This window comes from Methylocystis sp., assembly GCF_021731785.1.
In the GTDB taxonomy this organism is placed as follows: Bacteria; Pseudomonadota; Alphaproteobacteria; order Rhizobiales; family Beijerinckiaceae; genus Methylocystis.
Genome location: NZ_JAKFWS010000055.1, coordinates 35,053 through 46,931, shown reverse-complemented (window position 1 = coordinate 46,931; position 11,879 = coordinate 35,053). Strand labels below are relative to the sequence as shown.

The following is an 11,879-nucleotide window of genomic DNA, read 5'->3' as shown; positions in this document are numbered from 1 at the left end:
GCTCGCGCGATCGGCACTTCGCCATATCCGCGTCGCGTCCAAACAGGAGTTGAAGGATCGAATCATTGAGGCAATCGACGACGTTAACCGTGAGCCTGTCGTTCATACCTGGACTTACAAGATCGACATCGCGGCATGATATGAGTCGATCCAAAGAAACGCTCTACTAGGGCGGGTAGGTTCCGAAAACTTTCTCGCGCGCATCTTTCGCCCGCATCGCCATGGAAATGGCGAGGGCGGATGCTCGTCCGCGAAAAAAACTTCAGCCCTGCTGGGGAGGAGCCCTTGGCGATTGGGACGCGCGTTGTGGCTCGATCCGCGGCGCCCGGCCGAAAGTCTTCAGCCGAGGCGAAACAGCCTCGGATGGAAAAATCAACGCAGCTGAAACGACAGGTCTTAAAGGCGGCGCATCGAGCGCACCGTCATGCAGAATGCAGCAAAACGCCTGGCAATGGCGATTAGGAGGAGCGATCGGCGCGGCGCCGTCCTTTGCTCCGTCTTGCGGCGCGCAGACTGCGCCGAAGCCGACGCCTTGTCCGAACACAGTAAGATGTGTGGCCGCGATCCCCGTCTGCGCCAGAAAAACGCAGGCGACCATCGCCGCGAACAAGCGCGCGGGCAGACGTATCCGCTGAAAGATTGGAGCCACCGCCGCCTCTCGGTTCCAAAGTCAACGTTAGGTTTCGATCGCTTGCGCGGTCAAGTAAGCCGCGATCGGCCGCCATGCGGCGAAACGACGCTTCGAAATTGATGCGGGACAAGAGTGAAAGCGATGCGCCTGTTTTCACCTTCGATTTGGAATCTCGCCCTCGATCTGATCGCCATCGGCAGGAGGAGAATTCCACGCAATCGATACGCGCGCATGACAAGCGGCGTCCAAACACATTTTCTTGCGCGACGCCGCATGGAGATGTTGGCAAGCAAGGCGCGGGCGTTGCTTTGGGACTCGCGATCGCAAGCAAGACGACAAGAAAGCTCGCCGGCCTCGCCGCTTGGGCTCACCCCACCTGCCCGCGATGGCGCAGGAAATGATCGGCGAGCACGCAGGCCATCATTGCTTCGCCCACCGGAACGGCGCGAATGCCGACGCAAGGATCGTGGCGGCCTTTGGTGACGATGTCAGTCTCATTGCCGAAGCGATCGATGGTGCGGCGGGGCGTGAGAATTGAAGATGTCGGTTTCACCGCGAAGCGCACGACGACTGGCTGGCCGGTCGAAATGCCGCCGAGCACGCCGCCGGCGTTGTTGGACAAAAACGTCAGTCCGTCGTTTCCGGCGCGCATTTCATCGGCGTTCTCTTCGCCGGTGAGTTGGGCGGCGCCGAATCCAGCGCCAATCTCGACGCCCTTCACGGCGTTGATCGACATCATCGCCGCGGCGAGATCGGCGTCGAGCTTGCCGTAAACCGGCGCGCCCCAGCCGGCCGGAACGCCTTCCGCCACGATTTCGATCACCGCGCCGATCGAGGATCCGTCCTTGCGCACGTCGTCGAGATAGTCCGCCCATAATTCCGCCGCGCGCGCGTCGGGGCAGAAAAGCGAATTGCGCTCCACCTCTGCCCAATCGAAATTCGCGCGGTCGATCTTGTGCGATCCCACCTGCACCAACGCGCCGCGAATCGTCACGCCGGCGATCACCTTTCGCGCGACGGCCCCCGCGGCTACCCTCGCCGCCGTTTCACGCGCCGAGGAGCGTCCGCCGCCGCGATAGTCCCGCACGCCATATTTCGCATCGTAGACATAATCGGCGTGGCCGGGCCGATATCTGTCGGCGATCTCCCCATAGTCCTTCGAGCGCTGGTCGGTATTTTCGATCACGAGCGCGATCGGGGTTCCGGTCGTCACCTGGCGGCCGTCGCCATCAGCAAAAACCCCGGAAAGAATCTTCACCTCATCCGCTTCCCGCCGCTGCGTGGTGAAGCGCGACTGTCCCGGCTTGCGCTTGTCGAGAAAGCCTTGGATATCCTTCGCTTCGAGCGGAATTTTCGGCGGACAGCCGTCGACGATCGCGCCGAGCGCCGGTCCATGGCTCTCGCCGAACGTCGTGACGCGAAAAAGATGGCCGAAACTGTTGTGGGACATGCGGTCTTCTAGGCCCGGGACCAACGCCGGTCAAACGGCGGTTTCAGGCGGCCCGCGTCATGACGCGGCGCGCGCGCGCCGTTAAGATAGGCCCATGACCCTCACCTTTAAGCCCGTCGGCCCCGGGAGCCATATCTTCCTCGTTGACGGCTCTTCCTTCGTCTTTCGCGCCTATTTTCAGTCGATCCGACAGGATGCGAAATACAATTATCGCTCCGACCGGCTGCCGACCGGCGCCGTGCGGCTTTTCTGCACGAAGCTGTTGCAGTTCGTGCGCGAGGGCGCGGCCGGCGTGAAGCCAACGCATCTCGCCATCATCTTCGACAAGAGCGAGCATTCGTTCCGCAAGGACATTTACCCCGACTACAAAGCGCATCGCTCGGAGCCGCCAGAAGACCTCATTCCGCAGTTTCCGCTGATGCGCGCCGCCGTGCGCGCTTTCGGCCTCACGCCGATTGAACAGGACGTCTACGAGGCCGATGATCTCATCGCCACCTATGCCACGCAGGCGCAGGCGAAGGGCGCGGACGTGTTGATTGTTTCGGCCGACAAGGACCTGATGCAGCTCGTCGGTCCCGGCGTGAGAATGTATGACCCCGCCTCGGGGACGGCAGGCGCAAAGGGCTCGCGGGAAGAACGCCTCATCGGCGAGGCCGAGGTTGTCGACTATTTCGGCGTCATGCCGGACAAAGTCGTCGACGTGCAGGCGCTGGCTGGCGATTCGACCGACAATGTCCCGGGCGCGAAAGGCATCGGCGTCAAAACCGCCGCTCAGCTCATCAACAAATACGGCGATCTCGAAACGCTGCTCGCGCAGGCGTCGGGTATCAAGCAGCCAAAGCGGCGGGAGGCGCTGACCGAGCCGGATGCGGTTGCGCGTATCCTTATTTCGAGGAAGCTCTGCGAACTCGTGCGCGACGCGCCTCTTGAAACGCCGCTCGAAGACCTTGGACTCCATCAGCCTGACGCCGCAAAGCTCATCGCCTTTCTGCAGGCGATGGAGTTCACGACAATCACCCGCCGCGTCGCCGAGATGTATGGCGTGCATGCGCAGGATGTTGAGCCGGATCCCGGTTTTGTCGGCGCCGCCGGCTGGCGCGCCCGCGATGGCGCATTGTCCGAGGTCGCGCCGACCGCTGCTGAAGCGCCGAAGCGCGCCGAGAAAGCGCCAAGCGACGCCCGCACGCCCGCAAGCCTCGTCGCGGCGCGTCGCGCCGAAGCGAAAGCGAACAAGATTGACCGCTCCATCTATGAAACGGTTGTCTCAGCGGAGCGTCTGAATCAATGGATCACGGAAGCCGCTGGCGCAGGACTGGTCGCCGTCAATGTCGAAACGACCGTTCCAGACCCAATGCGTTGCGAGCTTATTGGCGTCTCGATGGCGACCGCCCCTGGAAACGCCTGCTATATTCCGCTGCAACATCGCTCTGGGGAGTCGGCGGATCTTTTCGCAGGCGCCGATTTGGTCGAGGGACAGATTCCGCTCGCTGCGGCTCTCGCACAATTGAAGCCGCTGTTTGAGGACGCCTCGATCCTCAAAATCGCGCATAATATGAAGCATGATCTGCTCGTTCTATCCCGCTACGGGATCGACGTCGCGCCGATCGACGACACGATGCTGATGTCATACACGCTGGATTCGGGACGCAGCGATCATCGTCTTGAAGACCTGGCGCGCAACTATTGCGGCCATGACGCTCTGACCTTTGCCGCCGTCGCGGGCTCTGGCCGCAATTACGTCGGCTTCCCGCGCGCCTCGCTGACGGCGGCGACGGAATATGCGGCGGAACGGACGGATGTTGCCCTGCGCCTTTGGCGCGTGTTGAAGCCGCGGCTCTTGGCGGAACGCATGAGCACCGTCTACGAGACCTTGGAGCGACCGATGGTCGCGACGCTCGCGCGCATGGAGCGAAGGGGCGTCACTGTCGAGCGGGCGACCTTGTCGCGGCTCTCTGGCGAATTTGCGCAGGACATGGCGCGTCTGGAATTTGAGATCTTCGATCTTGCCGGCGAGAAATTCAACCTCGGCTCACCCAAGCAATTAGGCGACATATTATTCGGCAAAATGGGGCTGCCCGGCGCAAAAAAAACCGCGACCGGCGCCTGGTCCACCTCAGCGAGCGTTCTCGAAGATCTCGCCGTCGCCGGCAATGATTTTGCGCGCCGCATTCTCGACTGGCGCCAGCTTTCCAAGCTCAAGAGCACCTACGCCGACGCCCTGCCCGGCTATATCAATCAGGAGACCGGCCGCGTGCATACGAGCTATGCGCTCGCCGCGACAACGACGGGAAGGCTCTCGTCATCCGAGCCCAATCTGCAGAATATTCCCGTTCGCAACGAGGCAGGCCGCAAAATCCGCAAGGCGTTTGTCTCGGCGCCCGGCCGTGTGCTGATCTCGGCGGATTACTCACAGATCGAGTTGCGGTTGCTCGCCCACATCGCCGACATTCCGCAGCTCAGACGCGCCTTCGCCGATAATCTCGACATTCACGCGATGACGGCGAGCGAAATGTTCAATGTGCCCATCAAGGACATGCCGGCCGAAACGCGCCGTCGCGCCAAGGCGATCAATTTCGGCATCATCTACGGCATTTCCGCCTTCGGACTCGCCAATCAGCTGAGCATTCCGCGCGAAGAGGCGAGCGCCTATATCAAGCGCTATTTCGAACGCTTTCCTGGCATTCGTGACTATATGGATTCGACGCGCAAGACGGTGCGCGAGAAAGGCGAAGTCTCGACGATTTTCGGCCGCGTCTATCACTTCCCCGGCATTGGCTCAGCCAATGCGTCAGACCGCGCGTTTTATGAGCGCGCGGCGATTAACGCGCCGATCCAGGGCGCGGCCGCCGACATCATCCGGCGAGCGATGATACGAATGGATGATGCGCTGGCGCACGCTGGCCTTTCGGCGCAGATGCTCTTGCAGGTGCATGATGAGCTTGTGTTCGAAGCGCCGAATGATGAAGCGGAGGCGACGATCGAGGTGGCGCGCCGCGTGATGGAGCAAGCGCCTGCGCCCGCCGTTCACCTTGCCGTGCCGCTGAAAGTCGATGCGCGCGCCGCCGCCAATTGGGACGAAGCGCATTAACGGCTCATGTTTCCGTCTGAAGCGCTTGCAGGTCATTCGCTGCAGGCCCAGCCAAACGAACAGTCGGAATTCGTCATTCGGAATCCAGCTGATCCGTTTGCGCTGACTGTGTCATTCCCGGCAGGCCATAGGCCTGACCGGGAATCCAGAGCCAATTCAAGAACACTGGGCTTGCTCTAAATTCCCGATCGCGCGCTTTGCGCGCGTCGGGAATGACATTCGAACCGTTCAACCGCAATTCTTCTCACAGGCCCAGATCGTCTCCGCTGCGCGCTTCTTCCGTCGCAAGTCCGAAGTTCAATCGCGACCAGAGCCGCTCGTGCAGATAATAGAGCGAGAAGATCGCCAGCAACTCGACGCCGGTGATTTCGGCGGCGAGTTCTGCGTTTTGGATGAAGGCGTAAACGATCAGGAAGGTCGAAATGCTCGCCGGAGCAAGCCAGGACAGCGCCTTGGCCAGGCTGCGCGTCGGAGTCGGTCGAAACGACTCGCGCACAAGTGTCAGACCTTCCATAGATGCGTAGCTGAGTTCAGTCAGCGGGGGCGCCGTGCGGCCGTTTGAAGCGGCGACCGTTTTGACCATGCCGACCGCGACCGTTTCATTGGTGATCCGGTCGATGAGAATGAATCCGCCTGTTTCGCGATTTTCGAGATAAGGGTCGCAGGCGATCATTGTTTCGAGCGACAGGCGCACGTCGCCGATTTCGTTGAATGTGAGCTTCGAGCCCCCGGGAAGCGGCTGCGACTGTCCGGTTTCAATATCGATGCGCGTATCGACGACCGTGACGGCGGCGGGCGCAGTTTTCGTTCCGAGCTTCAGCAGATAGCTTTTGCCGGCGACAAGCGGCTCGCGCACGAGCCATAAGAGCTTGGCCTCGAGACGATCTCCGATTTTCGCGGGCGAGACCGGCGAACACAAGAGATCGCCGCGCGAAACGTCGATCTCCTCGGCGAGAGTGAGCGTCGCGGACTGACCTGAGACAGCGCTGTCGAGGTCGCCGTCAAAGGTGACGATCCTGGCGACGCGCGTATCGCGGCCTGAAGGCAGAATGCGCACGATATCGCCGGGCCGGATGTTGCCGCCGCTGATGAAGCCGGAGAAGCCGCGGAAGTCGAGATTGGGCCGATTCACCCACTGCACGGGCATGCGAAAGGGCGCGATCGCCATCGCGTCGTCCACTGCGACGCCTTCGAGATAAGAGAGAAGCGGCGGACCATCGTGCCAGGGCATGTTTGCGCTGGCGTGAACAAGATTGTCTCCATCCGTCGCCACGAGCGGCGCGACATAGATCGATGCAAAGCGAAGACCGTCGGCGAATGCGCGAAAATCCGCCTCGATCTTGCGAAATACCTCTTCGCTGTAGCCGACAAGGTCCATCTTGTTGACCGCGACAACGACATGGCGCACGCCGAACATCGAGGTGATGACGCTGTGCCGGCGGGTCTGCGGCAGAATGCCCTTGCGCGCGTCGACAAGCAGAATGGCGAGATCGGCGGTCGAAGCGCCGACCGCCATGTTGCGGGTGTATTGCTCATGACCCGGCGTGTCGGCGACGATGAATTTGCGCCGGTCAGTCGCGAAATAGCGATAGGCGACATCAATGGTGATGCCCTGTTCGCGCTCAGCCGCAAGCCCGTCGACCAGCAGCGCGAAATCCAGAGCCTCGCCCTGAGTGCCGTGCTTCTTTGAATCGCTCTCCAGTGCCGCGATAATGTCGTCGGGCGCAAGATCGGCGTCGTAGAGCAGACGCCCGATCAATGTCGATTTGCCGTCATCGACTGAGCCGCAGGTGATAAACCGCAAAAGCGGCTTTTCGCCGCCCAGTCGCGCCAGCGCACGCGACGGCAATGCGGCAGCGACGGCGCCATGCATCTTAGAAATACCCTTCCTGTTTCTTTTGCTCCATTGAACTGGAGCCGTCGTGGTCGATCAGCCGCCCCTGGCGCTCCGAAGAGCGGCTCTCGCGCATTTCCGTAATGATCTCGTCGAGACTGGCGGCGTTGCTTTCTATGGCTCCGGTCAGCGGATAGCAGCCGAGCGTGCGAAACCGCACCATCTTATGTTCGATCGATTCTCCCGGCGCGAGCTCCATGCGATTGTCGTCGACCATGATGAGCGTGCCGCCGCGGCGCACGACCGGCCGTTCTTTGGCGAAATAGAGCGGAACGACCGGAATGTCCTCGCGGGCGATGTAGTCCCAGATATCCGCTTCCGTCCAATTCGACATGGGAAAAACGCGCAGACTCTCTCCGGGCGCCTTTCGCGTATTGTAGAGACGCCAGAATTCGGGCCGCTGATTCTTCGGGTCCCAACGATGCTGCGCCGTACGGAACGAGAGCACGCGCTCCTTGGCGCGCGACTTCTCTTCGTCGCGGCGCGCGCCGCCGAAGGCGGCGTCGAATCCATGTTTGTCCAGCGCCTGTTTCAGCGCTTCGGTCTTCATGATCTCGGTGTGAAGCTTCGAGCCATGGGCGAACGGGCTGATGTTCATCTCAATCCCTTTGGGATTGATATATTCGATCAGCTCGAGGCCAAGCTCCTTCATCCGACGGTCGCGAAATTCGATCATCTCGCGAAATTTCCATGTCGTATTGACATGGAGCAGCGGGAACGGCGGCTTCGATGGATAAAAGGCTTTCATGGCGATGTGCAGCATCGCCGCCGAGTCCTTGCCGATGGAATAGAGCATTACCGGCCGTTCGCATTCGGCGACGGTCTCGCGCATGATATGGATGCTCTCGGCCTCGAGTCGATCGAGATAGCCGAGCTGACGCACGGCGAGCGCGGTCATTGGTTCACCTCTTGCGGCGCTCCGCGGCGCAAGACGCCGTCTTCGCCGACATGAAGGCCGCATTCCTTCTTGCCGTCATCTTCCCACCACCAGCGGCCGGCGCGCTCGCTCTCGCCCGGAAGCACGGCGCGCGTGCATGGCGCACAGCCGATCGACAAAAAGCCCTTGGCGTGGAGATCGTTGATCGGCACGGAAAACTCCTCGGCCGCCGCGACGACGGCGTCGCGCGTGTAGTCTGTAAGCGGATTGAGCTTCAGCAGCCTGTGCGTCTCGTCGAAGTCGATGACCGGCGCATCGGCGCGCGCCTGCGACTGATCCGCTCGAAGTCCCGTCACCCAGGCCGAAACGCCGGCAAGCAGCCTCGACAGCGGTTCGACCTTGCGCACATGACAGCAGGCCTTGCGCGCTTCCACCGAGTTATAAAAGCCGTTGATTCCCTGCTCTTCGATCAGCGCTTCAAGCGGCGCAGCCTGCGGATAGACCGCGCGAATGCGCCGCGCATAGCGCGCTTCGGTACGCTCCCACAGCTCATAGGTTTCGGGAAACAGCCGGCCCGTATCGATGGTCGCGATGTCGATATCGAGGCCCTGCGTAAAGATCGAATGCGCGATGAGCTGATCCTCTATCCCGAAACTCGTGGTGAACACGATCCGGCCAGGAATGAACTCGCGCAACAGCAGCAAACGATGGTCGAGATCGAGCGGCGCTAACCGCGGCGCCAACGTTTCAGCGATTGAAGCCTTCATGACCGCGCCGCCCTCCGGCGCGCCTCGAGAATCGAGCCGCGCCCGGTATAGCCGCGCTGATAGCTCATCGAATAGGCGTTGAGCGCGGCGCGCCACTGTTCTTCGTCCTGGCGCTCGGCGAGATCATCCGGAATTTCGATCGTATCGAAACCGCTGCCGACCACATGGGAATACTGATCGGCGACAAGCCGCCCGCTGGCGCGCAGCTCCCCTTTAAATCCCGCGCGCCGCAGCAGACGCGCCAAGGAAAAGCCGCGGCCGTCGGCGAAACCGGGGAAGGAGATTGAGACGAGGCCCAGTCGCGGCAGCGCCTCCACGAGCGCCGACGGTTCGGTCGTGTTCGGAACAATGACGCCAAGCGACGACATTGGCCCAAGGACCTCGAGCGCATGTTCGAGTCGCGGGAATGACACGATGACCTTGCCTGCTTTCGGCAGCGCTTCTTCGTCAGCGAGACGGCGCCAAGCGTCCTCGACGAAGCGGCCGTCAGATATCAGCGCCATCTTCGCCCTCCCGACGCAGAACGTCTTTGAAACGAGCATGGCCGAGCCGGCGCCACGTGTCGATGAAGGCTTCGCCCTCCTCGCGTTCCGCGAGGTAGAAATCGACGAGATGCTCGATCACGTCCGGCGCCTGCTCGACGGTGACGCCAGGTCCGAGAATTTCGCCGATTGACGCCGAAAAGGTCGGATCGCCGCCGAGCGTGATCTGATAGGATTCCTGGCCCTTTTTCTCAAGACCGAGAATGCCGATCGCGCCGACATGGTGATGGCCGCAGGCGTTGATGCAGCCGGAAATCTTGATGCCGAGCTTGCCAATGCGCCGCTGCCTCGACATGTCCGAAAAGCGCTTCGAAATCGCCTGCGCGATTGGAATCGAGCGTGCAGTCGCAAGCGAGCAATAATCCATACCCGGGCACGCGATGATGTCGGAGACGAGGCCGGCGTTCGCCGTCGCGAGACCGGCGGCGTCGAGCATCCGCCATAGCGCAAAAAGGTCGTCCTGCTTCACATGCGGCAGGATAATATTCTGCTCATGGCTGACTCGCAGTTCGCCGAAGCCGAAGCGCTCGCTAGCGTCGGCCAGCACCCGCATCTGATCGGACGTGGCGTCGCCGGGGACGCCGCCGATGGGCTTCAATGAGACGGTGACGATGGCGTAGCCGGGGGTCTTGTGCGCGCTGACGTTGACGTCGACGAAATTGGCAAAAGCCGGCGTTTCCAGTTTCGCGGCGTGCAGCATTTGAGAGTCACGCGCCAGCGATTCATATGGCGGCGGCGCAAAGAAGCCGGCGATGCGCTCAAATTCCTCGGGATCGTGGCAGAAAATCGAGCGGTCCATCGACGCGAACTCGGCTTCGACCGCAGCGCGGATTTCGTCGATTCCCGTCTCATGGACGAGAATTTTTATGCGCGCCTTATATTTATTGTCGCGCCGGCCGAAGCGGTTGTAGACGCGCATGATCGCTTCCAGAAAGGCGAGCAGATCTGCGCGCGGCACGAATTCGCCGACGACCTTGCCGATAAAGGGCGAACGGCCGAGACCGCCGCCGACGACGACCTGATAGCCGATCGCGCCCACAGCGTTGCTGACGATGCGCAGGCCGATGTCATGCACCATGATCGCAGCGCGGTCGTGCTCTGCGCCGGTCACCGCAATCTTAAACTTGCGCGGCAGAAACGAGAATTCGGGATGCAGGCTCGACCATTGACGGAGAAACTCCGCTGTCGGGCGCGGATCTTCGATTTCATCCGGCGCAACGCCGGCGAAATGATCAGCCGTCACATTCCGAATGCAGTTGCCGGAGGTCTGAATGGCGTGCATTTCGACGTCGGCGAGCGCTTCAAGAATGTCAGGCGTATCGACGAGCTTCGGCCAATTGTACTGCAGGTTCTGGCGCGTCGTGAAATGGCCGTAACCTTTGTCCCATTTGTCGGCGATATCGGCGAGCCGACGCATCTGGCGCGCGGTCAGCGTCCCATAAGGAATAGCGACGCGCAGCATGTAGGCGTGAAGCTGGAGATAGAGTCCGTTCATCAATCGGAACGGCCGGAATTCTTCTTCGGTCAGCGCGCCGGAAAGCCGCCGGCGCACCTGTTCGCGAAACTCGGCCACGCGCTCGCGCACAAAAGCGGCGTCGTATGCATCATAGCGATAGGTCGTCATCGGCGAATTGGGCCGCTGCGCGACGCGCAAGTCGAGGGCGGTCATGGCGCGCCTCGCCCGGCTGCGGCCTGCTTGCCAAGATCGAGCCGCACGCTTGGTCCCTTGACGCGCATTCTCTCGCGATAATGGACTGGCGTGGGCGCGCCGTCGCCGCCGATCTCGACGTCGGCGAGATAGACATCGACCACGCGATTGGCCGAAATGTCTCGCTTGCCGAAAACTTCGAGCGCCGCCGCCTCTTCGGCGTTCAGCGCAACGCGGGCGCGGCGATGGTCGCGCTCCCAGCCTGACGCGCCGAGAAACACCACTTCGCCGTCGCTAAGATTCGAGGCGATGAGGATCTGCGGATGCTTGAAGCTGGCCATCACGTTTCCTGCGCCAGCTTCAATCGAAGCCCGCTCATTTCATCCGACCAGATGATCTGGCAGGAAAGACGCGAATGTTCGAAAAGCATCGGCAGTTCATCGAGTTTTTCGATTTCCTCTTCGTTCGGCGGCGGCACGCGCTGAGTCCATTCCGCATCGAGGATGACATGGCATTCCGCGCATGCGAGCGCGCCGCCGCAGGTGTTGTCCATGCCGACGCCATGGTCGCGCAAAATCTCCATCAGCCGCCAGCCTTCGACCGCCTCCAGTTCATGGACGACGCCGTGGCGATCCTCAACGTGAAGGGTCGGCAGCGTTTGCTGCGATGACTCTGCAGGCCGCTGCGCCGCCAGGTTCTCGATGTTGCTCATGTCGTAGACGCGTCGAGTGGTCCGCTTCGGGGCACCGTTGCGGACGTTCTGTATTTCGAACGCATAAACCTCTAAACCGCACGAATGTCAATTTACAAAGAATTGTGGAGCTTCCTATTAAATAACATATTTTCTGCGTTGTTTTGGTCTGTTCACATTTGGAGCGCCATCTGCGACTAGCTCAATCAGGGCATGACAAGCGCCTGAAAACCATGTTTGCTGCACTCTTGTCAGTCATTAACAGCGGCGCCATCGCGAGATCCGATAGGA

At 61.3% G+C, this 11,879-nt stretch carries 9 protein-coding genes and 1 pseudogene; 2 read left to right on the top strand and 8 right to left on the bottom strand.

Translation table 11 applies throughout. From position 1 onward, the window contains the following. A pseudogene (locus QZ964_RS11040) lies at window positions 1-139 on the top strand (IS630 family transposase); the annotation flags it as partial. Between the two features lie 859 nt (window positions 140-998). Here QZ964_RS11040 and aroC read toward each other — a convergent pair. Next, window positions 999-2,081 carry a chorismate synthase gene (gene aroC, locus QZ964_RS11035; RefSeq protein ID WP_292531666.1) on the bottom strand — a complete coding sequence of 361 codons (1,083 nt, stop codon included), beginning with the start codon at window positions 2,079-2,081 and terminating at the stop codon, window positions 999-1,001. Between the two features lie 94 nt (window positions 2,082-2,175). On the opposite strand from aroC, the gene polA reads away from it, so the two are divergent. Further along, the gene (polA, locus tag QZ964_RS11030; RefSeq protein ID WP_292531664.1) at window positions 2,176-5,169 is read left to right on the top strand and encodes a DNA polymerase I; all 2,994 of its coding nucleotides are present in this window, start codon (window positions 2,176-2,178) and stop codon (window positions 5,167-5,169) included. Window positions 5,170-5,413: 244 nt separating this feature from the next. On the opposite strand, the gene cysN is transcribed toward polA, so the two are convergent. Genes cysN through QZ964_RS10995 form a run of 7 tightly spaced genes read right to left on the bottom strand, consistent with a single transcriptional unit; the run spans window position 5,414 to window position 11,609 of the window. Then, the gene (gene cysN / locus QZ964_RS11025; RefSeq protein ID WP_292531663.1) at window positions 5,414-7,042 is read right to left on the bottom strand and encodes a sulfate adenylyltransferase subunit CysN; all 1,629 of its coding nucleotides are present in this window, start codon (window positions 7,040-7,042) and stop codon (window positions 5,414-5,416) included. A gap of 1 nt (window position 7,043) precedes the next feature. Then, window positions 7,044-7,961, bottom strand: coding sequence for a sulfate adenylyltransferase subunit CysD (cysD, locus tag QZ964_RS11020; RefSeq protein ID WP_292531662.1), 918 nt, complete (start codon window positions 7,959-7,961; stop codon window positions 7,044-7,046). Further along, window positions 7,958-8,707 carry a phosphoadenylyl-sulfate reductase gene (locus QZ964_RS11015; RefSeq protein ID WP_292531660.1) on the bottom strand — a complete coding sequence of 250 codons (750 nt, stop codon included), beginning with the start codon at window positions 8,705-8,707 and terminating at the stop codon, window positions 7,958-7,960. The genes cysD and QZ964_RS11015 overlap by 4 nt, the downstream gene beginning before the upstream one ends. Then, on the bottom strand, window positions 8,704-9,210 hold the full coding sequence (locus QZ964_RS11010; RefSeq protein ID WP_292531659.1) for a DUF934 domain-containing protein: 507 nt from the start codon (window positions 9,208-9,210) through the stop codon (window positions 8,704-8,706). Before QZ964_RS11010 ends, QZ964_RS11015 begins: the two co-directional genes overlap by 4 nt. After that, the gene (locus QZ964_RS11005; RefSeq protein ID WP_292531657.1) at window positions 9,194-10,918 is read right to left on the bottom strand and encodes a nitrite/sulfite reductase; all 1,725 of its coding nucleotides are present in this window, start codon (window positions 10,916-10,918) and stop codon (window positions 9,194-9,196) included. Before QZ964_RS11005 ends, QZ964_RS11010 begins: the two co-directional genes overlap by 17 nt. Then, entirely contained in the window at window positions 10,915-11,238 is a 324-nt protein-coding gene (locus QZ964_RS11000) for a DUF2849 domain-containing protein (protein WP_292531655.1), read from the bottom strand. Before QZ964_RS11000 ends, QZ964_RS11005 begins: the two co-directional genes overlap by 4 nt. After that, window positions 11,238-11,609, bottom strand: coding sequence for a 2Fe-2S iron-sulfur cluster-binding protein (locus QZ964_RS10995; RefSeq protein WP_292531653.1), 372 nt, complete (start codon window positions 11,607-11,609; stop codon window positions 11,238-11,240). Before QZ964_RS10995 ends, QZ964_RS11000 begins: the two co-directional genes overlap by 1 nt. Window positions 11,610-11,879 lie beyond the last annotated feature (270 nt).

What these genes read in the sequence shown, in the direction of transcription:
- aroC (WP_292531666.1), bottom strand. Translation starts at nt 2,081, where the DNA reads ATGTCCCACAACAGTTTCGGCCATCTTTTTCGCGTCACGACGTTCGGC.
- polA (WP_292531664.1), top strand. Translation starts at nt 2,176, where the DNA reads ATGACCCTCACCTTTAAGCCCGTCGGCCCCGGGAGCCATATCTTCCTC.
- cysN (WP_292531663.1), bottom strand. Translation starts at nt 7,042, where the DNA reads ATGCATGGCGCCGTCGCTGCCGCATTGCCGTCGCGTGCGCTGGCGCGA.
- cysD (WP_292531662.1), bottom strand. Translation starts at nt 7,961, where the DNA reads ATGACCGCGCTCGCCGTGCGTCAGCTCGGCTATCTCGATCGACTCGAG.
- QZ964_RS11015 (WP_292531660.1), bottom strand. Translation starts at nt 8,707, where the DNA reads ATGAAGGCTTCAATCGCTGAAACGTTGGCGCCGCGGTTAGCGCCGCTC.
- QZ964_RS11010 (WP_292531659.1), bottom strand. Translation starts at nt 9,210, where the DNA reads ATGGCGCTGATATCTGACGGCCGCTTCGTCGAGGACGCTTGGCGCCGT.
- QZ964_RS11005 (WP_292531657.1), bottom strand. Translation starts at nt 10,918, where the DNA reads ATGACCGCCCTCGACTTGCGCGTCGCGCAGCGGCCCAATTCGCCGATG.
- QZ964_RS11000 (WP_292531655.1), bottom strand. Translation starts at nt 11,238, where the DNA reads ATGGCCAGCTTCAAGCATCCGCAGATCCTCATCGCCTCGAATCTTAGC.
- QZ964_RS10995 (WP_292531653.1), bottom strand. Translation starts at nt 11,609, where the DNA reads ATGAGCAACATCGAGAACCTGGCGGCGCAGCGGCCTGCAGAGTCATCG.